This is a genomic window from Burkholderia sp. HI2714 (assembly GCF_002223085.1).
Classification (GTDB): domain Bacteria; phylum Pseudomonadota; class Gammaproteobacteria; order Burkholderiales; family Burkholderiaceae; genus Burkholderia; species Burkholderia lata_D.
Window position 1 is genome coordinate 338904 of record NZ_NKFM01000015.1, and the last position, 23689, is coordinate 362592.

At 66.9% G+C, this 23689-nt stretch carries 19 protein-coding genes; 16 read left to right on the forward strand and 3 right to left on the reverse strand.

Translation table 11 applies throughout. From position 1 onward, the window contains the following. Positions 1–276 precede the first annotated feature (276 nt). Positions 277–2421 (reverse strand): phosphocholine-specific phospholipase C, encoded by a 2145-nt coding sequence (locus CFB82_RS06215; RefSeq protein ID WP_089483609.1) that lies wholly within the window; start codon positions 2419–2421, stop codon positions 277–279. A 279-nt stretch (positions 2422–2700) separates the two neighbouring features. Beyond that, positions 2701–3561 carry a pyridoxal kinase PdxY gene (gene pdxY / locus CFB82_RS06220; protein ID WP_089483610.1) on the reverse strand — a complete coding sequence of 287 codons (861 nt, stop codon included), beginning with the start codon at positions 3559–3561 and terminating at the stop codon, positions 2701–2703. Positions 3562–3734: 173 nt separating this feature from the next. Between pdxY and CFB82_RS06225 the strand changes: the two genes are divergently transcribed. Next, positions 3735–4796, forward strand: coding sequence for an alpha/beta fold hydrolase (locus CFB82_RS06225; protein ID WP_089483645.1), 1062 nt, complete (start codon positions 3735–3737; stop codon positions 4794–4796). A 36-nt stretch (positions 4797–4832) separates the two neighbouring features. On the opposite strand, the gene CFB82_RS06230 is transcribed toward CFB82_RS06225, so the two are convergent. Further along, positions 4833–5831, reverse strand: a complete 999-nt coding sequence (locus tag CFB82_RS06230) for an LLM class flavin-dependent oxidoreductase (RefSeq protein ID WP_069249246.1) — start codon at positions 5829–5831, stop codon at positions 4833–4835. Positions 5832–6471: 640 nt separating this feature from the next. Here CFB82_RS06230 and hpnI point away from each other — a divergent pair. The 15 genes from hpnI (at position 6472) to astE (ending at position 23592) form a co-directional block, all read left to right on the forward strand. Then, complete coding sequence (gene hpnI, locus CFB82_RS06235; protein ID WP_089483611.1) at positions 6472–7647, forward strand: bacteriohopanetetrol glucosamine biosynthesis glycosyltransferase HpnI; 1176 nt, start codon at positions 6472–6474, stop codon at positions 7645–7647. Positions 7648–7783: 136 nt separating this feature from the next. After that, positions 7784–9226 (forward strand): hopanoid biosynthesis associated radical SAM protein HpnJ, encoded by a 1443-nt coding sequence (gene hpnJ, locus CFB82_RS06240; protein ID WP_306426965.1) that lies wholly within the window; start codon positions 7784–7786, stop codon positions 9224–9226. Positions 9227–9229: 3 nt separating this feature from the next. Next, positions 9230–10114, forward strand: coding sequence for a hopanoid biosynthesis-associated protein HpnK (gene hpnK, locus CFB82_RS06245; protein WP_089483612.1), 885 nt, complete (start codon positions 9230–9232; stop codon positions 10112–10114). After that, positions 10111–11154: an HpnL family protein gene (locus tag CFB82_RS06250; RefSeq protein ID WP_089483613.1), complete on the forward strand. Its 1044-nt coding sequence runs from the start codon at positions 10111–10113 to the stop codon at positions 11152–11154. Before hpnK ends, CFB82_RS06250 begins: the two co-directional genes overlap by 4 nt. Before the next feature lie 87 nt (positions 11155–11241). After that, on the forward strand, positions 11242–11796 hold the full coding sequence (locus CFB82_RS06255) for a hypothetical protein (RefSeq protein ID WP_069247520.1): 555 nt from the start codon (positions 11242–11244) through the stop codon (positions 11794–11796). 271 nt (positions 11797–12067) lie between these two features. Next, positions 12068–12757 (forward strand): ABC transporter permease, encoded by a 690-nt coding sequence (locus CFB82_RS06260; RefSeq protein ID WP_043182060.1) that lies wholly within the window; start codon positions 12068–12070, stop codon positions 12755–12757. Continuing rightward, entirely contained in the window at positions 12754–13467 is a 714-nt protein-coding gene (locus CFB82_RS06265; protein ID WP_011351456.1) for an ABC transporter permease, read from the forward strand. The genes CFB82_RS06260 and CFB82_RS06265 overlap by 4 nt, the downstream gene beginning before the upstream one ends. A 20-nt stretch (positions 13468–13487) precedes the next feature. Next, positions 13488–14288 (forward strand): ABC transporter ATP-binding protein, encoded by an 801-nt coding sequence (locus CFB82_RS06270; RefSeq protein WP_089483614.1) that lies wholly within the window; start codon positions 13488–13490, stop codon positions 14286–14288. Positions 14289–14310: 22 nt separating this feature from the next. Continuing rightward, positions 14311–15354, forward strand: a complete 1044-nt coding sequence (locus CFB82_RS06275) for a GlxA family transcriptional regulator (protein ID WP_039348267.1) — start codon at positions 14311–14313, stop codon at positions 15352–15354. Positions 15355–16383: 1029 nt separating this feature from the next. Continuing rightward, positions 16384–17616 carry an aspartate aminotransferase family protein gene (locus CFB82_RS06280; protein ID WP_089483615.1) on the forward strand — a complete coding sequence of 411 codons (1233 nt, stop codon included), beginning with the start codon at positions 16384–16386 and terminating at the stop codon, positions 17614–17616. 30 nt (positions 17617–17646) lie between these two features. Beyond that, on the forward strand, positions 17647–18699 hold the full coding sequence (gene aruF / locus CFB82_RS06285; protein ID WP_089483616.1) for an arginine/ornithine succinyltransferase subunit alpha: 1053 nt from the start codon (positions 17647–17649) through the stop codon (positions 18697–18699). After that, entirely contained in the window at positions 18696–19727 is a 1032-nt protein-coding gene (gene astA, locus CFB82_RS06290; RefSeq protein ID WP_089483617.1) for an arginine N-succinyltransferase, read from the forward strand. The genes aruF and astA overlap by 4 nt, the downstream gene beginning before the upstream one ends. A 7-nt stretch (positions 19728–19734) precedes the next feature. Next, positions 19735–21198: a succinylglutamate-semialdehyde dehydrogenase gene (gene astD, locus CFB82_RS06295; RefSeq protein ID WP_089483618.1), complete on the forward strand. Its 1464-nt coding sequence runs from the start codon at positions 19735–19737 to the stop codon at positions 21196–21198. A gap of 14 nt (positions 21199–21212) precedes the next feature. Beyond that, positions 21213–22553, forward strand: a complete 1341-nt coding sequence (gene astB / locus CFB82_RS06300) for an N-succinylarginine dihydrolase (protein WP_047850485.1) — start codon at positions 21213–21215, stop codon at positions 22551–22553. Further along, complete coding sequence (astE, locus tag CFB82_RS06305) at positions 22537–23592, forward strand: succinylglutamate desuccinylase (protein WP_089483619.1); 1056 nt, start codon at positions 22537–22539, stop codon at positions 23590–23592. Before astB ends, astE begins: the two co-directional genes overlap by 17 nt. The last annotated feature ends 97 nt before the right edge of the window (positions 23593–23689 follow it).

Here is a 23689-nt window from a genome sequence, read left to right on the forward strand (position 1 = left end):
CTCGGAATCGGGCGGGGGAGGCCGGCATCGTTATCCTCGGAAGAATCTCCCGTCAGGCTCCGCGAAGAAGAGCCCCGATCGCCTCGATATATAGGTCGCCGATATGCCCGGGTCTTGGCAATTCGCCGCGCATTCGGTGCGGATTTGCGCATAGCTTCCGCGCGTGCGGCGGCAGCCGGTATCGGGAGTTTCCCGTCGCGAACGGAGCGGGCCGAGAGGAGGGGGAGCAGGGAGGCGGCGCGGCCCGCCCGGGGCCGCGCCGCGCACGGGATGCCGTCAGTCGGACAGGGCGTCCGATGCGGCTTCCGCATCGTCGTGCGATGCGTGCGTGCGGATCAGCGGATCACTGGTGCTCGGGCGGCCGGTTTCGACGTGACCCGCGAAGCGACGCAGGAAGCCGAGCAGGCGGCCGTCGCTGACGGTCAGGTCGTACCAGCCGTGGCTGCCGCGCAGATCCCAGTAGTCGTCGACCTGCTGGCCCGGTGCGAGGTCGAACGTGCGCGCGTGGCCGTGGCCATACGCGTTGGTGACCTTGAGCCGCACGGCCTTGTGGCCGCGGTTCATCAGGCGCAGCGTGATGTTGCCGTTCGCGACGTCGTAGCCGTAGATCACCTCGGGGTTCACGTTCGCGCTGCCGACACCGGTCGCGAACGGGCCGCGGAAATGGCAGTAGAAGCCGTTCGGGCCGTACACGTCGAGGTCGTACAGGCCGAGCGACGCCGCGGCGCTCCACGTGTCGGCGATCCGCTTGCCGGCTTCGACCGTGTACGCCCACGGGCCGTCGAGGCGATTGCGCGACTGCACCTGGAACGCGGCGCCTGCCCGGCCCGTGTTCGCGAAGGTCAGCCGGAACAGGCCGTTCACCGATTCGACGCGGCCGTGCACGAACAGCTCGTACGGCAGCGCGCGCGCCGGACGCAGCCCGGCCTCCTGCTTCGGCAGCTTCTGCAGCACCGGCGGCACGGGGATGTAGTCGGGATGGCGCAGGCGGTCGGGCGGCGCATAGCCGCTCGTGTCCGGCAGTGTCGGCCAGCCGGCATCGGCCGTCGCGAAATCGAACGCGGCGGTCAGGTCGCCGCACACCGTGCGGCGCCACGGCGAGATGTTGCCGGCCTTGACCGGGTATTGCGCGCCGAAACGTGCCTCGATGAATTGCAGCAGCGACGTGTGATCGTAGGTCTGCGAGCAGACCCAGCCGCCCTTCGTCCACGGCGACACGACGAGCATCGGCACGCGCGGCCCGAGCCCGTACGGGCCGGCCATGTGCGATGCGTCGCCGGGGAACACCTCGTTGGTCGTCGCGACCGTCGACAGCCCGTTGTCGCGCGACTGCGGCGCGAACGGCGGCGGCACGTGGTCGAAGAAGCCGTCGTTTTCGTCGTACGTGATGAAGAGCGCGGTCTTGCTCCATACCTCCGGATTCGACACGAGCGCCTGCAGTACCTGTTCGATGTACCACGCGCCGTAGTTCGCCGGCCAGTTCGGATGCTCGGAATACGCTTCCGGCGCGCAGATCCACGACACCTGCGGCAGCGTGCCGTTCTTCACGTCCTGCTGCAGCACGTCGAACAGCGTGCCGCCCGCGCTGATGTTGGTGCCGGTGCGCGCCTTCTCGTACAGCGGCGTGCCGGGCAGCGCGGTGCGGTACTGGTTGAAGTAGAGCAGCGAGTTGTCGCCGTAGTTGCCGATGTACGGGTTCTGCGTCCAGCCCCACGACCCGGCGGCGTTCAGGCCGGTGCCGACGTCCTGGTAGATCTTCCACGACACGCCGGCGTTCTCCAGCACTTCCGGATAGGTCGTCCAGCCGTAGCCCGCTTCCTCGTTGCCGAGCACCGGGCCGCCGCCCGTGCCGTCGTTGCCGACGTAGCCGGTCCACATGTAGTAGCGGTTCGGATCGGTCGAGCTCGGGATCGCGCAGTGGTACGCGTCGCAGATCGTGAACGCGTCGGCGAGCTGGTAGTGGAACGGGATGTCGTCGCGCTTCAGGTACGCCATCGTCGTGGTGCCCTTGTTCGGCACCCACTGGTCGTAGCGGCCCTTGTTCCAGGCGGCGTGCATGTCCTGCCAGCCGTGCGGCAGATCCTGCAGGAACTGCAGGCCGAGCTTGTCCGCGCCCGGGTGGAACGGCAGCAGCTCGGCCGGGCCGACCGGCTGGTGGAACACCGACTTGCCGTTCGCGAGGCGCAGCGGACGCGGGTCACCAAAGCCGCGGACACCGCGCATCGTGCCGAAGTAGTGGTCGAACGAGCGGTTCTCCTGCATCAGGATGACGATGTGTTCGATATCGCGGATGGTGCCGGTGCGGCGGTTCGCGGGAATCGCAAGCGCATCGCGAATCACGGGGGGGAACAGGTTCAGCGCGGCGGCGCCGGCGGTGCCGGCAGCGACGCGCAGGAAGTCACGACGGTTCGATCGGGTCATGGTCGTTATCGTGCGGTAAAGGGGGGAGCCGATTGGCAGGACCTGCTGGAAGGGCGCGCCCGGATCGCAGGATGCGGCTGCGCCGGGTGGTGCCGCCGCGAGCATAGCGAGAAATCGGTGTCATTCATGTGAAGTCCGGAAACGTTTGCATCCGCATCGAAGCGATATCGAAGCGGCATCGGGATGCATGTCGCCGGCGGTCGCGGTGCGGCGGGGGGAGGCGGGAAAGCGATGCGGCGCGGGATGCGCACCGGTGAAGCGGAGGGCGATGCCGGCGTGTCAGGCATCCGTGACCCACGCGCCGAACCATTCGCTCGGGCGCGCGATTTCGTCCTGCGCGGCGACGAGTTCGAGCTCGTAGCGGCGCGCATCGTAGGTGGCCTTCACGACCGCGTGGACGGCCGCGAGCGTGTGCTCGAACGCCGCGCGCACGGAGTCGCCGCGCAGCCGGCATGCGACGAAGATTGCGCTGGTCAAGTCGCCGACGCCGACCGGATGGCGCGGAAACGCGTACAGCGGGCGCTGGCCGATCCACGCTTCGGTTTCGGTGACCGCGAGCATGTTGAAACGATCGGCGGGGCTATTGCGGTCGTGCAGGTGCTTGACGAGGATGATCTGCGGGCCGCGACGGATCAGCGCGCGACAGGCTTCGACGGCTTCGGCGACGGTTTCGATGCGCCGCCCGGCGAGCTTCTGCAGTTCGGTGTGGTTCGGCGACATGCCGTCCGCGAGCGCCGGCACCTCCTGGACCATGAATTCCTCGACGCCGGGCTCGGGCCGGATGCCGCCTGTCTGGCCCATCGCCGGATCGCAGAAGTACCACGCGTTCGGGTTCATCGCCTTCACCGAGCGGACGATCTCGATCGCCGCACGCGCCTGCGGCGGCGAACCGAGGAAGCCGGACAGCACGGCGTCGCAGCGCTTGAGTGCGCCGATCGCGGCGATGCCGTCGACGAGCTGCTCCATCTTCGCGGCATCGATCGCGCTGCCGGCCCAGTTCCCGTACTGCATGTGATTCGACAACTGGACGGTATTGAGCGGCCAGACGTTGACGCCGAGGCGCTGCATCGGGAACACGGCCGCACTGTTGCCGGCATGGCCGTAGATGACGTGCGACTGAATGCTGAGGACGTTTTTCATGGGAATCGCCTGCACGCGTTTCAGGGTCACGTCACACGATACCCGAGTTCGTCGCGCGCGCGGAAGTCGCGCGGCGCCGGAGTGTTGCGCGCCGTCGTCAGCGCGACCGCGTAGAATCGCGGGGCGCGAGGCGGCCCGGCCGCCCGCGTGCGTCTCCAATCACCGTGATCGCCATGCTTTCGATTCGCAAGATGTTGTTTGCCGCGCGCGCCGCCGTGCTCGGCGCGGGTGTCGCCGTCGCGTGCGCCGTGCCCGCCATGGCGGCCGCCGCCTCGCCCGCCGGCAACGACGGGCCCGTGTATGGCCCGCGCCTGGAAGGGTTCACTTATCCGGCGCCCGTGCATCTCTACACGTTCGTGTCGCAGCGCGAAACCCTCGAGATGGCCTACCTCGACGTGCAGCCGGCACACCCGAACGGCCGCACCGTCGTGCTGCTGCACGGGAAGAACTTCTGCGCGGCGACCTGGGAGGACACGATCGGCGTGCTGAGCCGCGCCGGCTATCGCGTGATCGCGCCGGACCAGATCGGCTTCTGCAAGTCGTCGAAGCCCGATCGCTACCAGTACAGCTTCCAGCAGCTCGCACGCAATACGCATGCGCTGCTCGAATCGATGGGGGTGAAGTCGGCGACGATCGTCGGCCATTCGACGGGCGGGATGCTCGCGATGCGCTACGCGCTGATGTATCCGAAGGCGACCGACCAGCTCGTGCTCGTGAACCCGATCGGCCTCGAGGACTGGAAGGCGCTCGGCGTGCCGCCGCTGCCGGTCGATTACTGGTATGCGCGCGAACTGAAGACCACGGCCGACGGCATCCGCCGCTACGAGCAGGGCACGTACTACGCGGGCAAGTGGTCGCCGTCGTACGAGCGCTGGGTGCAGATGCTGGCCGGGATGTACCGTGGCGCCGGTCGCGACGCGGTCGCGTGGAACTCCGCGTTGATCTACGACATGATCCTCACGCAGCCGGTGGTCTATGAACTCGGCGCGATCCGCGTGCCGACGCTGCTGATGATCGGCAACAAGGACACGACCGCGATCGGCAAGGACGTCTCGCCGCCCGACGTGCATGCGAAGCTCGGCCGCTACCCGGAACTCGCGAAGCGCACGCAGGCGGCGATCCCCGGCGCGCAGCTCGTCGAGTTCCCGGCGCTCGGGCACGCGCCGCAGATCCAGGATCCGGGCGCGTTCCACAAGGCGCTGCTCGACGGGCTGGAGGCCGTGCACCCGCAGTGATGCGGGGCCGGCCGCAGGCGGCCCGGGCGCGCGCCGTCAGCGCGTTTCGCTCGCGAGCTCGTCGCGGATCTGCGCGGTCAATTCGAACGAGCGCAGCCGTGCCGCGTGATCGTAGATCTGTGCGGTGACGATCAGCTCGTCGGCCCCCGTCTGCGCGATGCGGTCGCGCAGCTTGTCGCGCACCGTGTCGCGCGAGCCGACGGCCGCGAACGACAGCGAATGCGCGACGGTCGCGAGTTCGAGCTCGTTCGCCTCGAGCACGTCGACCGGCGGCGGCAGCTTGCCCGGCGTGCCGCGCCGCAGATTGATGAACTGCTGCTGCAGCGACGTGAACAGGCGCCGCGCCTCGTCGTCGGTATCGGCGACGAACACGTTGACGCCGACCATCGCATGCGGCTTCGGCCACGCAGCCGACGGCCGGTACTGCGCACGATAGATCTCGAGCGCGCGCATCAGGTAATCCGGTGCGAAGTGCGACGCGAACGCGAACGGCAGCCCGAGCATCGCGGCGAGCTGGGCGCTGAACAGGCTCGAGCCGAGCAGCCACACGGGCACGTCGAGCCCTGCGCCGGGCACCGCACGCACGCGCTGGCCGGGCACCGGCTCCGCGAAGTAGCGCTGCAGCTCGGCGACATCATCCGGAAACGAGTCGGCGCTGCCGATCAGGTCGCGGCGCAGCGCGCGCGACGTGGTCTGGTCGGTGCCGGGTGCACGGCCGAGGCCGAGGTCGATGCGCCCCGGATACAGCGACGCGAGCGTGCCGAACTGCTCGGCGATCACCAGCGGCGCGTGGTTCGGCAGCATGATGCCGCCCGACCCGACCCGGATCGTCTGCGTGGCGCCCGCGACATGGCCGATCACGACGGCCGTTGCCGCGCTCGCGATGCCGGGCATGTTGTGATGCTCGGCGAGCCAGTAGCGCCGGTAACCCCAGCGTTCCGCATGCTGCGCGAGATCGACGGTATTGCGGAATGCCTGGGAGGCGTCGGCGCCGGCCGGAATGGGGGCGAGATCGAGTACGGAAAACGGAGTCATCGGATGGCCTTCGAAAGGGGCGCGCGCGGTGATGCGCTGACGCAACAAATGCCAAGGATTTTGCCAAAGGGTTCCGGAACGTGCTGGAGGCGGCCCGATACCCATGCGCCTTTCAGGGGCGCAGGGTCGAATTCGGTGATCGTTGCAAAAATCAATCTAATCAATGATTAATTACCAATCTTTACGGCGATTGGATGTGAATTCGCATCGACGTACAAATTTGCACGAAACGTATGATTTTCAAGACTGCAATACGCCTGCAAACCGCTTACGCTAACGTGAACGCGGGTGCGCCCAAATGGTTCGCCGACTGCACAGCTTTGCCGGAAATGCACCAGTCCGTTTCTCGTAGTGCCGAGCGCGGGGTGCCGCAGGCTGCTAAAATCCGGCGCCTACCCATGTTGTGCCGAAGGTAGCCATACGAATCTTCCCGCATCCCGTCCGGGCGTCGCGCGGAGATGCACCACGCGAAGCCGGGCATGGCCGTATCCGAAAGATGGGTCGAGCCTCCCCCATACACAGACGCTGCTGGAACAAGGAGTCGGGTCGTGCCCGCGTTCGTCGTTGCCGGAATATCGAATCACGCTCAATCATGCTCAAGCGTTCTCCATGGCGTTCAGGTCGCCGGGAGGCGTCGCGCATGACGGCACCCGCAACGATGCTCGACTGGCTCCTGATCGTCTTCACGCTGGCCGCGGCCGGCTATGCGCTCGTCGCCGCGTTCGCGCCGCGGCCGCGTACGCCGCGCACGGCCGTGCGCGACGGTTTCGAGCCGGTCAGCGTGCTCAAGCCACTGTGCGGCGCGGAGCCGCACCTGTACGAAAACCTCGCGACGTTCTGCGAGCAGCGCCATCCGCGGTATGAAGTGCTGTTCGGCGTCGCATCGGCGGCCGATCCGGCGATTGCCGTGGTCGAACGGCTGCGCGCCGATTATCCCGAGTGCGACATCACGCTCGTGATCGACGCGCGCGTGCATGGCAAGAACCTGAAGGTCAGCAACCTGATCAACCTCGCCGAGCGCGCGAAGTACGGCCGCATCGTGATCGCGGACAGCGACATCGCGGTGAAGCCCGACTATCTGGAGCACGTGACGGCGCCGCTCGCCGACGTGTCAGTCGGTGTCGTCACGTGCCTGTATCATGCGCGCAGCGTCGGCGGGTTCTGGACGCGGATCGGCGCGCAATTCGTCGACGCATGGTTCGCACCGTCGGTCCGGATCACGCACCTCGGCCGCTCGAGCCGCTTCGGCTTCGGCGCGACGCTCGCGCTGACGCGCGACACGCTCGACCGGATCGGCGGCTTTCCCGCGCTGAAGGACGAACTGGCCGACGATTTCTGGCTGGCCGAGCTGCCGCGCCGTCTCGGGCGACGCACCGTGCTGTCGGAGGTCGAGGTCGCGACCGACGTGATCGAACCGTCGTTCGGGCCGCTGTGGCACCGCGAGACGCGCTGGCTGCGCACGATCCGTTCGCTGAACCCGGCCGGCTTCGCGTTCCTGTTCATTACGTTTACCGTGCCGTGGCTCGCGATCGGCGCGGTGCTCGCGCTGCGCCTCGACGGCACCTTCGCCGGCTCGCTGGCGGGCTGGGCGGCCGTGGTGGGCGCGTTCGGGCGGCTCGTGCTGCACGCCCGCGGCGAGGATGGCTGGCGCGCGTTCTGGCGCGACCTGCCGCTCGTCGCGGTGCGCGACACGCTGCTCGCGCTCGAGTGGCTCGCGGCCGTGTTCGGCACGCACGTGGTGTGGCGCGGCGCGAGGATGACGGTCGTCGGCGGCGAACGCGCGACGGCGGCAGTGGAAGCAGTGGACGGCCGCTAGGGCCGTTCCGACCGAACCCGGCCCGAGGGCCGAGACGCGCTGCGCGGCGAGGCCGCGCGGCGCGACATGACAGAGAGGCGGGCGCCGGCACGGCGGCCCGCGGTTTTTTGACTGAATCGTTGTGACGAATCGAACTATGCAGGCTACCGGAGCATTCATGAAAACGCTGTTCTTGCAGGCCCCTTCGTATGACGGCTTCGACGGCGGAGCCGGGTCGCGCTATCAGGCGAAGCGCGAAATCCGTTCCTTCTGGTATCCGACGTGGCTCGCGCAGCCGGCCGCGCTCGTGCCGGGCAGCCGCGTCGTCGACGCACCGGCCGACGGCCTGTCGGTCGAGGAAACGCTGAAGATCGCGAACGACTACGACCTCGTGATCATCCACACGAGCACGCCGTCGTTCCCGACTGACGCGATGTTCGCGCAGGACCTGAAGAAGATGAAGCCGTCGATGCTGGTCGGCATGGTCGGCGCGAAGGTGATGGTCGATCCGCACAATTCGCTCACGGCGAGCGAGGCCATCGACTTCGTATGCCGCGAGGAATTCGACTACACCTGCAAGGAAATCGCCGAAGGCAAGCCGTTCCCCGAGATCAAGGGCTTGAGCTGGCGCGCGAAGGACGGCTCGATCGAGCACAACGAAGCGCGTCCGATCCTCGAGAACATGGACGAATTGCCGTTCGTCGCGCCCGTCTACAAGCGCGACCTGAAGATCGACAACTACTTCATCGGCTACCTCAACTATCCGTACGTGTCGATCTACACGGGCCGCGGCTGCAAGTCGCGCTGCACCTTCTGCCTGTGGCCGCAGACGGTCAGCGGCCATCGCTACCGCACGCGCTCGGTCGAGAACGTGCTCGCGGAAGCGAAGTGGATCCGCGACAACATGCCGGAAGTGAAGGAACTGATGTTCGACGACGACACCTTCACCGACGACCTGCCGCGCGCTGAAGCCATCGCCATCGGCCTGGGCAAGCTCGGCATGACGTGGTCGTGCAACGCGAAGGCGAACGTGCCGTACAAGACGCTGAAGGTCATGAAGGAAAACGGCCTGCGCCTGCTGCTGGTCGGCTTCGAATCCGGCGACGACCAGATCCTCGTGAACATCAAGAAGGGCGTGCGCACCGATTTCGCGCGCCGCTTCAGCGCGGACTGCAAGAAGCTCGGCATCAAGATCCACGGCACCTTCATCCTCGGCCTGCCGGGCGAGACGCAGGAAACCATCAAGAAGACGATCGAGTACGCGAAGGAAATCAATCCGCACACGATCCAGGTGTCGCTCGCCGCGCCGTATCCGGGCACGACGCTCTACAAGCAGGCCGTGGAAAACGGCTGGATGGAAGAGAACAAGACCATCAACCTGGTGAGCAAGGAAGGCGTGCAGCTCGCGGCGATCGGCTATGCGCACCTGTCGCGCGACGAGATCTATCACCATCTCGAGCAGTTCTATCGCCAGTTCTACTTCCGCCCGTCGAAGATCTGGGAGATCGTCCGCGAGATGCTGACGAGCTGGGACATGATGAAGCGCCGCCTGCGCGAAGGCGTCGAGTTCTTCCGCTTCCTGCGCGCGCACGAGGCCTGATTCGTGGCGACGCACCCGGCGGCGCGGGCGCTGATCTTCACCGCGGACGACTTCGGGCTGCACCCGCGCGTCAACGCGGCGGTCGAGCGCGCGCACCGCGACGGCGTGCTGAACGCCGCCAGCCTGATGGTCGGCGCGCCCGCCGCGCAAGATGCGATCGAGCGCGCGCGGCGGCTGCCGTCGCTCGCGGTCGGCCTGCATCTCGTCCTCGCGGACGGGCCGGCCACGCTGCCCGCACGTGAGATTCCCGCGCTCGTCGGCCCCGACGGGCGGTTCGGCGATGCGATGGCGAAGGACGGCTGCCGCTTCTTCTTCCTGCCGCACGTGCGCGCGCAGTTGCGCCGCGAGATTCGCGCGCAGTTCGACGCGTTCGCGACGAGCGGCCTGCCGCTCGACCACGTGAACGCGCACAAGCATTTCCACCTGCATCCGACCGTACTGTCGCTGATCATCGAGATCGGCCGCGACTACGGGCTGCGCGCGGTGCGGCTGCCGTACGAGACGAGCGCGCCCGCGCTGCTCAAGCCGTGGATCGCGCTCGTGCGCGCGCGGCTCGACCGCGCGGGGCTCGCGCACAACGACTACGTGGTCGGGATCGAGCATACGGGCGCGATGGACGAGGCCGTGCTGCTCGACGCGCTGGCCAAGCTGCCGCCGGGCGTCGGCGAGATCTACTGCCATCCGGCCGAGGCCGGCGACGGCCCGATCACGCCGACGATGGCCGGCTACCGTCCGGTGGACGAACTCGATGCGCTGCTGTCGCCGCGTGTCGCGGCCGCGCTGAAGGCCGCGGGCGTCGCGACCGGCGGCTTTGCCGACATGTTCGGCCAGGCCGCCGCACGGCGCGGCACGCCGGCGTCGCGCGCACCGGGAGCGCAGCCGTCATGACCAAGTGGATCAAATGGCTCGGCTGGCCGCTCGGCATCGGCATCCTGCTCGCGCTGGGGCTGCACGAGGGCATCGGCGACGTGTCGCAGATGCTCGCGCGCGCCGGTTATGCGCTCCTGTGGCTCGTGCCGTTCCATGCGCTGCCGCTGCTGCTCGACGCGTACGCGTGGCACCTGCTGCTCGACAAGCGCTCGTCGCTGCCGTTCCTGTGGTGGATCGCGACCGTGCGCGAGGCCGTGAACCGGCTGCTGCCGGTGGTCGGGATCGGCGGCGAGATCGTCGGCATCCGGCTCGCGCGCTGGCAGGTGCCCGACGCGAGCCGCGTGACGGCATCGGTGATCGTCGAGCTGCTCGTGACGATCGTCGTCCAGTATGCGTTCGCGGCGCTCGGCCTCGTGCTGCTGCTCGCGACGACGGACAGCATGGGCGGCGGCACGATCGGCCTCGCGCTGCTGCTGACGCTGCCGTTGCCGGTGCTCGGCGTCGTGCTGATGCGCCGCGGCGGCATCTTCCATGCGATCGAGCGTTTCGCGGGCCGCCTGCTCGGCGATTCGCACCGGCTGCTGCAGGGCGTCGACGGCAAGCGGCTCGACACCGACATCGACGGGCTGATGTCGCGCACGGGCCTGCTGTTCAGCGCATTCTTCTGGCAGCTGGCCGGCTACGTGCTCGGCGCGCTCGAGATCTACTGGGCGCTCGCGCTGCTCGGCCATCCGGTGTCGATCGGCGGCGCGATTGCGATCGAGGCGATGACGCAGGCCGTGCGCCATGCGGCGTTCATGGTGCCGGGCGGCCTCGGCGTGCAGGAGGCGACCGTCGTGCTGCTCGCGCAGATGTTCGGCGTCGACCGGGAGACGGCGCTGTCGCTCGCGCTCGTCAAGCGCGGCCGCGAGGTGCTGTTCGGCTGCCTGGCGCTCGGTTCGTGGCAGCTGGCCGAGCTCGTGCGCACGCGGCGCCGCATCAGTGCGCCGCCGGCCGTGCCGCGCTCGCCCCAAGCGGCGAGCCGCGTGGCCGAGACCGAAACCGAAACGACGCACTGAATACGAGACGGGCCGCGCGCCCGTCTCGCGCTTTTGGCGTTGCGCGGGTATCCTTGCCGCGTGTTTTCTCGACGCGCAACTCTTCCGATGATTTTCCGTTTCCGGCTGCTTCCCGTGACGATGCTGGCCGCCGCGCTGGCGCTGACCGGCTGCGACGACCAAGGCCATCTCGACGTGCAACGTATCAGGGACTTCTTCAACGCGATCAAGCCCGCGCCGCTGCTGCTGAAGGGGCTGAAGGTCGGCGAATCGACCGAGGCCGACGTGCGCGGCACGATGGGCAAGCCCGAGACCGTGCGTGAGTTCACCGACGGCTCGAAGCGCTACGAATATCCGCGTGGGCCGATGGGCAACCAGACGTGGTTCGTCGATCTCGATGCGAACGGCCGCTACACGGGCGCGACGCAGGTGCTGACCGCCGAGAATTTCGCGAAAGTGCGCCCGGGAATGAACGAGGACGAGGTGCGGCGCCTGCTCGGCAAGCCCGGCGACATCGCGCAGTATCCGCTCAAGCCCGAGATCGTCTGGAGCTGGCGCTGGCTCGAGGACGGCGTCAACACCGACGCATTCTTCAACGTCCATTTCGGCCCGGACGGGCTTGTCTATACGACTTCGCGCTCCGACATCCTGAAGGGGCGGTAGGCGCAACCCGTCTTCGGCGCTATATCGAAAAAGCGACCGGAAAATTGCAAAAAGTCCGCTTCCCCGCCGGTTATCCGGTTGTCAGGGAGCGGCTTTTTTCCTTTTGAAACAGCGCCATAGGTCGCAGTTGCAAATGATGGGACGGATTGTTGCGATGCAGCAATCGCGTGCCAGGTGGTTTGAGGCAATCAATTTCGCTTGCGACTATCCGCGTCAGCCCGGCGCGGGACAGGTAGACGCGTCGGCATCCATTCCAACTCTGGAGACGCGCGTGTTCCTTTACGGCTTTGGTCCTGTCCTCTGGGCCGGCACCGTGCAGACCATCGAGCTGTCGGTGCTGTCGCTCGCCACTGCGGTGGCGCTGGGGCTGATCGGCGCGGTGGCGAAGCTGTCGCACAACCGGGTGCTGCGAGCGATCGCGACCGGCTATACGACGCTGATCCGCTCGGTGCCCGATCTTGTCCTGATGCTGCTGTTGTTCTACAGCATCCAGATCTGGCTGAACCAGTTCACCGACTTCGTCGGCTGGGACCAGATCGACATCGACCCGTTCGTGGCCGGCGTGCTGACGCTCGGCTTCATCTATGGCGCGTACTTCACCGAGACGTTCCGCGGCGCGTTCCTGTCGGTGCCGCGCGGCCAGCTCGAAGCCGGTGCGGCTTACGGGATGAGCGGCGCGCGCGTGTTCGCGCGGATCATGTTTCCGCAGATGATGCGCTTCGCGCTGCCCGGGATCGGGAACAACTGGCAGGTGCTCGTGAAGGCCACCGCGCTGGTGTCGATCATCGGCCTCGCGGACGTCGTGAAGGCCGCGCAGGACGCCGGCAAGAGCACGTTCAACATGTTCTTCTTCATCCTCGTCGCGGCGCTGATCTATCTCGCGATCACGACCGTTTCCAACCTCGTGCTGATCCAGCTCGAGAAGCGTTATTCCATGGGCGTGCGGCACGCAGAACTATGATCGAGATCCTCCAGGAATTCGGCCAGGCGTTCCTTTACTGGGACGGCCAGCGCCTCTCCGGCCTCGCGGTGACGCTGTGGCTGCTCGTCGCGTCGATTTCGCTCGGCTTCGTGTGCGCGGTGCCGCTCGCGGTCGCACGTGTATCGAAGAACAAGTGGGTGTCGACGCCGGTGCGGTTCTACACGTACGTGTTCCGCGGCACGCCGCTCTACGTGCAGTTGCTGCTGCTCTACACGGGCATGTACAGCCTCGAGTTCGTGCGTTCGCACTCGCTGCTCGACGCGTTCTTCCGCAGCGGCTTCAACTGCGCGATTCTCGCGTTTGCGCTGAACACCTGCGCGTACACCACGGAGATCTTCGCGGGTGCGATCCGCGCGATTCCGCACGGTGAAGTGGAGGCTGCGCGGGCGTACGGGATGTCGCCGTTCACGATGTACCGTCGCGTGATCCTGCCGTCGGCGCTGCGCCGCGCGCTGCCGCTATACAGCAACGAGGTGATCCTGATGCTGCACGCGACGACCGTCGCGTTCACCGCGACCGTGCCGGATATCCTGAAGGTCGCGCGTGACGCGAATTCGGCGACCTACATGGCGTTCCAGTCGTTCGGGATCGCCGCACTGATCTATCTTGCGGTATCGTTCGCACTCGTCGCGGCGTTTCGTCGCGCGGAGCGCCACTGGCTTGCGTATCTCGCGGCCGCCCGTCATTGAATCACTTCGAGGAGAGCCAGTTGGCCGAGATCACTCAAACGAGCGCTGCCGCTTCCACCAAGCTTGCCGCGGTCGACATTCACAAGCGCTACGGTGACAACGAAGTGCTCAAGGGCGTATCGCTGAACGCGAAGGCCGGCGACGTCATCAGCATCATCGGCGCGAGCGGCTCGGGCAAGAGCACGTTCCTGCGCTGCATCAATTTTCTCGAGCGGCCGAATGCGGGGCAGATCATCGTCGACGGCGAGGCCGTGCGCACGAAGACCGACCGCGCCGGTGCGCTCGAAGTCGCCGATCACAAGCAGCTGCAGCGCATCCGCACGAAGCTCGCGATGGTGTTCCAGCACTTCAACCTCTGGGCGCACATGAACGTGCTCGAGAACGTGATGGAAGCGCCGGTGCACGTGCTCGGCATTTCGAAGAAGGAAGCCGAGGAACGTGCGCGCACGTATCTCGAGAAGGTCGGTCTCGCGCCGCGCGTCGAGAAGCAGTATCCGTCGCACCTGTCGGGTGGCCAGCAGCAGCGCGTGGCGATTGCGCGTGCGCTGGCGATGCATCCGGACGTGATGCTGTTCGACGAGCCGACGTCGGCGCTCGACCCGGAACTGGTGGGCGAAGTGCTGAAGGTGATGCAGAAGCTGGCCGAGGAAGGTCGCACGATGATCGTCGTCACGCACGAGATGGGTTTCGCGCGCAACGTGTCGAACCACGTGATGTTCCTGCATCAGGGGCGGACCGAGGAAGAGGGCGATCCGAAGGAAGTGCTGGTCCGCCCGCAGAGCGAGCGGCTGAAGCAGTTCCTGTCGGGCAGTCTCAAGTAACGCGACAGGGCAGGTTTCAACCGTGGTACCGGTGTCTCGTCCCGCAGGCGCCACCCGCACGACGCAGGTGGCGATCGTTGCATTGCCGCCCGTGTCGATGTCGGGCGTGGGTCCGATCGTCGATGCGCTGAACCTCGCGAACGAGATTGACGGGCGGCTGCTGTATCGGTGGCAGGTGTGTTCGTGGGACGGGCGGCCGGTGCCGCTTGCCGGCGGCGCGCAGTGGCATGCCGATGCCGCGTTCAACGATGCGATCGCGTGTGACTGGGTGATCGTCGTGTCGGAGCGGTTTCAGCAGTTTGCCGACTATCGGTTGTTTCTCGCGAGTCTCGCGAGGGTGGGGCAGCGGACGCCGGTCGTGACCGGTATTCACCACGGCGTGTGGTGGCTCGCGATGGCCGGGCAGCTTTCCGGGTATCGCGTGAGCGTGAACTGGGAGACGTATCAGCAGTTCGCCGAACAGTTCGAGCGGTCGATCGTCACGCAGCAGATCTTCGAGATCGATCGCGATCGGGCTACCTGTGCTGGTGGGCAGGCTACCGTTGATTTCATGCTGGCCATGATTGGCCGGGAACATGGGCCGGATCTCGCCGAGAGGATCGCCGATGCGCTCGGCGCCGGGACTTTGCGCAGTGGCGAGGAGCGGCAGCGGATTCCTTTTGTTACTGCGCCGGGCGAGCGGCATCCTCGGTTGAATGATGCGTTGCTTTTGATGGAAGCCAATGTCGAAGATCCTTTGACGACCGATGAGATCGCCGAGCTCGTTGGCGTGTCACGCCGGCAACTCGAGCGGCTCTTTCGACAGTATCTCGGGGCGATGCCCTCCAAGTATTACCTCAATCTTCGGTTGCTCAAGGCCCGGACGCAGTTGCAGCGGACCAGCAAGTCGGTTGTGCAGGTTTCTCTCGCTTGTGGGTTTTCTTCTGCCGCGCATTTTTCTAATGCGTACCGCGAACGGTTTGGTGTGACGCCGCGGGAGGATCGGAGAGCCTGGCTCGAAAAGCAGACCGGCGGTGGCGGGGAGCCTCGGGGCGGCGCGCTTGTCGAGCGCGGTGCGAAGGATTGATTTTTTTTTGTGGTTCGCTTGCGGTTGGCGTGAAGCACCTGTGGACTTGTCGGTCTATTAGTGTCGCCCCTGCGCGGGGCGGCGGTTACTTTTCTTTGTCTTGCCAAAGAAAAGTAACCAAAAGAAAGGCGCTCGGAGAACGCATGACTTCCCGGTGCCATAGCACTCAGAGTGGACCGCGCCTAAGTGTCCGCGCCAGTCACGAACACGGAGTGGTTCGAGCAATGGTTCTGACACCTCCCACTACCCAACAGAGCGGTATACCGCCCGCCAGCTCCATCCTCGCTACGCTCGGCTGCAAGGTACTTCACGTCGCATTGCATGCGCTCACATGCTTCTGCCAGCGCTGCATCGGCAAACCGCCACCCCCCCTTTTCTCAGACCATTCGTACCTATCGGACTGCTTGCCATCGGTGAAGTGTTTGGTAACGTCGTCAGCACGTAAGTGCGTGCTGCGTCCCTTTTTCCTGGCGAATGAGGGCATGCTTTGATTCGCTGAATTCGGGGTGCTCGCGAGCGATTGCTGGAACTAATTGACCTGAAGCGTTACTGGAGGGGGTGCCCCTGTCGGCCGAGCGAAGCGAGGGCGGAGCTAGCGGGCGGTATACCACTCTGTAGGGTAGTGGAGGGTGTCAGAACCATTGCTCGAACCACTCCGTGTTCGTGACTGGCGCGGACACTTAGGCGCGATCCACTCCGAGTGCCACGGCACCGGGAAGTCATGCGTTCTCCGAGCGCCTTTCTTTTGGTTACTTTTCTTTGGCAAGACAAAGAAAAGTAACCGCCGCCCCGCGCAGGGGCGACACTAATAGACCGACAAGTCCACAGGTGCTTCACGCCAAACACAAGCGAACCACCCAAAAAGCCTCAAAATACCGACACTCAACGAACCACCCCCGCCCGAAAGGGCAAAAACAAACCGCACTATCCGCTTCCGATAGAACCCGTCGCAATTCCGCAAGACGCTTGCGTCACCCTTACCTAAACTTGATCCTGTTGAACCCTCTTACGAAACCGAAAGGAACGACCATGACGACCTCGACCGTGACCCGCCAGACATTCGATGAAGTGATGGTGCCGGTATTTTCCCCCGCCCCGTTCGTGCCGGACCGTGCAGAGGGCTCCCGCGTGTGGGACACGGCCGGCCGCGAGTACATCGATTTCGCGTGCGGCATCGCGGTAACGTCGCTGGGCCACGGCCACCCGGAACTGCTGAAGGTGCTGGACGAACAAGGCCGCAAGCTCTGGCACATCGGCAACGGCTACACGAACGAGCCGGTGCTGCGCCTCGCGAAGCGCCTCGAATCGCTGACTTTCGCCGACCGCGCGTTCTTCGCAAACTCGGGCGCGGAAGCAAATGAAGCCGCACTGAAGCTCGCGCGCCGCGTCGCGTTCGACCGCCACGGCGCCGACAAATACGAAATCGTGTCGTTCGTGCAGTCGTTCCACGGCCGCACGTTCTTCACGGTCAGCGTCGGCGGTCAGCCGAAGTACTCGGAAGGCTTCGGCCCCGTGCCGGAAGGCATCAAGCACCTGCCGTTCAACGACATCGAAGCCGCGAAGGCCGCGATCGGCCCGAAAACCTGTGCCGTGATCGTTGAGCCGGTGCAAGGCGAAGGCGGCGTGATCCCGGCCGATCCGGCGTTCCTGAAGGCGCTGCGCGAAGCGTGCGACGCACACGGCGCGCTGCTGATTTTCGACGAAGTGCAAACGGGCGTCGGCCGCACGGGCCAGTTCTACGCGTACATGGATACCGGCGTCACGCCGGACATCCTGACGACCGCCAAGGCGCTCGGCAACGGCTTCCCGATCGGCGCGATGCTGACGACGAACGAACTGGCCGCGCACTTCAAGGTCGGCGTGCACGGCACGACGTACGGCGGCAACCCGCTCGCATCGGCGATCGCCGACAAGGTCGTCGAACTGATCGGCGACCCGGCACTGCTCGAAGGCGTGCGCGAACGCAGCGTGCGCCTGAAAGGCGCGCTCGAGCGCATCAACGCGCGCTTCGGCATCTTCAAGGACGTGCGCGGCAAGGGCCTGCTCGTCGGCGCGGAACTCACCGCGGCATTCGACGGCCGTGCGAAGGACTTCGTCACCGCCGCCGCGGAAAACGGCCTGATCATGCTGATCGCCGGCCCGAACGTGCTGCGCTTCGTGCCGTCGCTGGTGATCCCGTTCGACCTGCTCGACGAAGGCATGAAGCGCTTCGAGAAGGCAGTCGAGCAAGTGCTCGCCGCCCAGGAAGCCACCGCGCGCTGATCGGCGCACCCATCGCAGACAGGAACGACGATGCTATTTGTTCGCCCCGGCAAACTCACGGATCTCGATGCGCTCGCGCACATGGCGCGCACCGCGCAGCCGGTCCTGCACTCGCTGCCGCACGACCGCGCGGCGCTCGAAGCGCGCGTGGCGCTTTCCGAGGATTCGTTTCGCGCGGACGTCGACTTCGCCGGCGAAGAGTTCTACCTCTTCGTGCTCGAGGATTCGTCGACCGGCAAGCTGCTCGGCACGGCGAGCATCGTGGCCGCGGCCGGCTACTCGGAACCGTTCTACGCGTTCCGCAACGACGCCTTGATTCACGCGTCGCGCGAGCTGCACGTGAACCGCAAGATCCACGCGCTCACGATGTCGCACGAGCTCACCGGCAAGAGCCGGCTGGCGGGCTTCTACGTCGATCCGTCGCTGCGCGGCGACGCGGCCGCGCACCTGATCTCGCGTGCGCGGATGATGTACATCGCCGCGAACCGCCGCCGCTTCACGCCGGAAGTGTTCACGCTGCTGCTCGGCGTGAGCGACGGCAACGGCGCATCGCCGTTCTGGGAAGCGGTGGGCCGCAAGTTCTTCGGCCGCGACTTCACCGACGTCGACATCGCGTCGGGCGGCCGCAGCCGGACCTTCATCGCGGAAGTGATGCCGGCCTATCCGCTCTACGTGCCGCTGCTGCCGGAAGCCGCGCAGCGCGTGCTCGGCGAGCCGAACGAATCGGCGCTGCTCGCCTATGACATCCATCTCGAGGAAGGCTTCGAGCCCGACCGCTTCGTCGACATCTTCGACGCGGGCCCGGTGCTGACCGCGCAGGTCGACCGCACCGCGTGCGTGAAGCACGGCGCCGAGCGCATCGTGCGCGAGGCCGCGCACCAGCAGGGCGATGTCGCCTACATGGTGTCGACGGGCAGCGGCGAATCGTTCCGCTGCGTGCTGGCCGACCTGCCGGGCGATGCGGGTGACGCGCCGCTGGCCGGCGACGTGCGCGCGGCGCTCGATGTGAAGGATGGCGATGTCGTGCGCTGCGTGCCGCTGCACCGCCGCGACGATGAAGATTTGAAGGGAGACGCAGCATGATCGTCGTTCGGGTCGTACAAACGGGCGACGTCGACGCGCTCGTGTCGCTCGCGAAGGAAACCGGGCCGGGCCTGACCACGTTCAAGCCCGATCGCGACGCGCTCGCCGCGCGCATCGAGCGCACGCGCCGCACGCTCGCGGGCGAGGCGGCGGCCGGCGAGGCCGGCTACTTCTTCGTGATGGAAGAATCGAAGACGGGCGACATCGCGGGCGTGTGCGGGATCGAGACGCAGGTCGGCCTCGAACAGCCGTTCTACAACTATCGCGTGAGCACGGTCGTGCACGCGAGCCAGGAGCTCGGCGTGTGGACGCGGATGTCCGCGCTGAACATCTCGCACGACCTGACCGGTTACGCGGAAGTGTGCTCGCTGTTCCTGAGCCCGCGCTATCGCACGGGCGGCGTGGGCGGCCTGCTGTCGCGCTCGCGCTTCATGTTCATCGCGCAGTTCCGCGAGCGCTTTCCGGAACGCATCTGCGCGGAACTGCGCGGCCACTTCGACGAGGACGGCACGTCGCCGTTCTGGCGCGCAGTCGGTTCGCACTTCTATCAGATCGATTTCAACGCGGCCGACTATCTCAGCTCGCACGGCCGCAAGTCGTTCCTCGCGGAACTGATGCCGCGCTATCCGGTGTACGTCGACCTGCTGCCGCAGGACGCGCAGGACGCGGTCGGCCTCACGCACCGCGACACGCTGCCGGCCCGCAAGATGCTCGAGGCGGAAGGGCTGCGTTACCAGAATCACGTCGACATCTTCGACGCGGGCCCCGTGCTCGAATGCCACGTCAACGACCTGCGCACGGTGCGCGAAAGCGTCGTCGTGCCGGTCGCGATCGGCGTGCCCGATGCACGGGACGACGCCCCCAGGTCGCTCGTGTCGAATACGTCGCTCACCGACTTCCGCGTCGGCGTCGCGCCGGGCGTGGTCGCGAACGGCTCATTCGTGCTGTCGGCCGACGATGCCGTCGCGCTCGACGTGAAGGCCGGCGATCCGGTCCGCGTGCTGCCGCTCAAAGTCAAACAGGGATAAACGAATCATGACGGAACTCTTCATCGACGGCGCCTGGGTCGCAGGCTCGGGCCCCGTGTTCGCTTCGCGCAACCCGGGCACCGACGAGATCGCATGGCAGGGTGAAAGCGCGTCGGCAGCCGACGTCGATCGTGCAGTCGCAAGCGCGCGCCGCGCATTCGCCGGCTGGTCGGCGCTCGACTTCGAATCGCGCTGCGCGATCGTCAAGCGTTTCGCCGCGTTGCTCAACGAACGCAAGGAAGCGATCGCGACCGCGATCGGCCGCGAGACGGGCAAGCCGCTGTGGGAAGCGCGCACGGAAGTCGCGTCGATGGCCGCGAAGGTCGGCATCTCGATCCAGGCCTATCAGGAACGCACCGGCGAGAAGCGCCAGGACATGGCTGACGGCGTCGCGGTGCTGCGTCACCGCCCGCATGGCGTCGTCGCGGTGTTCGGCCCGTACAACTTCCCCGGCCACTTGCCGAACGGTCATATCGTGCCGGCGCTGATCGCCGGCAATGCGGTCGTGTTCAAGCCGTCGGAGCTCGCACCGGGCGTCGCACGTGCGACGGTCGAAGTGTGGAAGGACGCCGGCCTGCCGGACGGCGTGCTGAACCTCGTGCAGGGCGAGAAGGACACCGGCATCGCGCTCGCGAACCACCGGCAAATCGACGGGCTGTTCTTCACCGGCAGCTCGGATACCGGCACGCTGCTGCACAAGCAGTTCGGCGGCCGTCCGGAAATCGTGCTCGCGCTCGAGATGGGCGGCAACAACCCGCTCGTGATCGGCGAAGTCGAGGATATCGACGCGGCCGTCCACCACACGATCCAGTCGGCGTTCCTGTCGGCCGGCCAGCGCTGCACGTGCGCGCGCCGCATCTTCGTGCCGCAGGGCGCGTTCGGCGACCGCTTCCTCGCGCGCTTCGTCGACGTCACGTCGAAGATCACGGCCGATGTGTTCGACGCCGATCCGCAGCCGTTCATGGGCGCGGTGATCTCCGCGCGTGCCGCGACGAAGCTCGTCGACGCGCAGTCGCGCCTGATCGAGCAGGGCGCGAAGCTGATCATCGCGATGACGCAGCGCGATCCGCGCCTCGGCTTCGTGAACGCGGCGATCGTCGACGTGACGGGCGTGGCGAACCTGCCGGACGAAGAGCACTTCGGCCCGCTCGCGCAGATCGTCCGCTACGCGACGTTCGACGAAGCGATCGAGCGCGCGAACGACACGGCGTTCGGCCTGTCCGCCGGCCTGCTCGCCGACGACGCGAACGCATGGGAACACTTCCGCCGCACCATTCGCGCCGGGATCGTCAACTGGAACCGGCCGACCAACGGCGCATCGTCCGCCGCGCCGTTCGGCGGCACCGGCCGCTCGGGCAACCATCGCCCGAGCGCGTACTACGCGGCCGACTATTGCGCGTATCCGATGGCGTCGGTGGAAAGCACGCAACTGACCTTGCCCGCGAGCCTGTCGCCGGGCCTGCATTTCTGATCGAGGGAACGACGATGAACGCACAAGAAGCCAATTTCGACGGGCTCGTCGGCCCGACCCACAACTACGCCGGGCTGTCGTTCGGCAACGTGGCGTCGCTCAACAACGAAAAGTCGGCCGCGAATCCGAAGGCTGCCGCGAAGCAAGGGCTGCGCAAGATGAAGCAGCTCGCGGATCTCGGCTTCGCGCAAGGCGTGTTGCCGCCGCAGGAGCGGCCGTCGCTGCGCCTGCTGCGCGAGCTCGGCTTCTCCGGCAAGGACGCGGACGTGATCGCGAAGGCCGCGAAGCAGGCGCCCGAACTGCTCGCCGCGGCGAGCTCGGCATCGGCGATGTGGACCGCGAACGCGGCCACCGTCAGCCCGTCGGCCGACACGAGCGACGGCCGCGTGCACTTCACGCCGGCGAACCTGTGCAGCAAGCTGCATCGCGCGATCGAGCACGAAGCGACGCGCCGCACGTTGTCGACGCTGTTCGCCGATCCCGCGCATTTCGCGGTGCATGAAGCGCTGACCGGCACGCCGGCACTCGGCGACGAAGGCGCGGCGAACCACACGCGCTTCTGCGCCGAATACGGCAAGCCGGGCATCGAATTCTTCGTGTACGGCCGCGCGGAATACCGCCGCGGCCCCGAGCCGAAGCGCTTCCCGGCGCGCCAGACCTTCGAGGCGAGCCGCGCGGTCGCGCATCGCCACGGCCTCGCGGAAGAAGCGACGGTCTATGCGCAGCAGGATCCGGACGTGATCGACGCGGGCGTGTTCCACAACGACGTGATCTCGGTCGGCAACCGCGACACGCTGTTCACGCACGAGCGCGCGTTCGTCAACAAGCAGGCGATCTACGACACGCTGACCGCCGCGCTCGACGCACGCGGTGCGCGCTTGAACGTGATCGAGGTGCCCGAGGCCGCCGTGAGCGTGAACGATGCGGTGACGTCGTACCTGTTCAACAGCCAGCTGCTGTCGCGCGCGGACGGCTCGCAGGTGCTCGTCGTGCCGCAGGAATGCCGCGAGAACGGCAACGTCGCGGCCTATCTCGACGAACTCGCGGCCGGCAACGGCCCGATCCACGACGTGCTCGTGTTCGACCTGCGCGAAAGCATGAAGAACGGCGGCGGCCCTGCATGCCTGCGCCTGCGCGTCGTGCTGAACGAAGCGGAGCGCGCGGCCGTCACGTCGAACGTGTGGATCAACGACACGCTGTTCGCGTCGCTCGACACGTGGATCGACCGGCACTATCGCGATCGCCTCGCCCCGGAAGACCTCGCCGATCCGGCGCTGCTCGACGAATCGCGCACCGCGCTCGACGAGCTTACGCAGATCCTGCGCGTCGGTTCGCTGTATGACTTCCAGCGCTGATTCCCGCATGGCCGACGCGCTGCTCGACGACTTCCTCGCGTTCACGCTGGCCGGCGGCGCACCGTCCGCGACGGACGGCACCTGCGCCGCCGGCGCCGTGCGCTGGCAATGGCGCGGTGACGGTCTGCTCGCGTTCGAACCGGTTGCGGCCGACGCCGCCGGCACGGCGCGCGCGAGCGTGCTCGTGTCGGCCGGCGTGCACGGCGACGAGACGGCGCCGATCGAGCTGCTGTCGATGCTCGTGCGCGATCTCGCGTCGGGCGCGCTGCCGCTCGCGTGCCGGCTGCTCGTCGTGCTCGGCAACGTGCCGGCGATGCGCGCCGGCGAACGCTATCTCGACGACGACCTGAACCGGCTGTTCAGCGGCCGTCACGCGCAGGTGCCCGACAGCCGCGAAGCACCGCGCGCCGCGCAGCTCGAAGCCGCTGCCACCGCGTTCTTCGCGGCCGCGCCGGCCGGCGCCGCGCGCTGGCACATCGACATGCACACGGCGATCCGCGCATCGGTGTTCGAGCAGTTCGCGCTGCTGCCGCACACGGGCATGCCGCCGACGCGCACGATGTTCGAATGGCTCGGCGACGCGCGGATTGCGGCCGTGCTGCTGCATACCGCGAAGGGCAACACGTACTCGCATTTCACGGCCGAGCACTGCGGCGCGCTCGCGTGCACGCTGGAACTCGGCAAGGTGCGCCCGTTCGGCCAGAACGACCTGGCGCGCTTCGCGCCGGCCGACCGCGCGGTGCGCAAGCTCGTGTCGGGCGCCGCTCGTGAGGTCGACGTTCCGTTGCCGCGCGTCTTCACGGTGATCGACCAGATCACGAAGCGGAGCGACGCGCTCGAGCTGTTCGTCGCGGCCGACGTCGCGAACTTCACCGCGTTCGCACGCGGCACGGTGCTCGCGCAGGACGGCGACTACCGTTACACGGTGACGCACGACGAGGAGCGCATCGTGTTCCCGAATCCGTCGGTGAAGCCCGGTTTGCGCGCGGGCCTGCTCGTCGTCGACACGACCCGCGAGACCGTCGCCGCGCTCGTCTGACGGTCACCGATTGCGCGTGGCCGCGGCGACCCGCGGCCCGCGCATCGTCCGGCCACCATTCCGATTTCGAGATAACGCTCGCGCGCCGCGCAGAAGG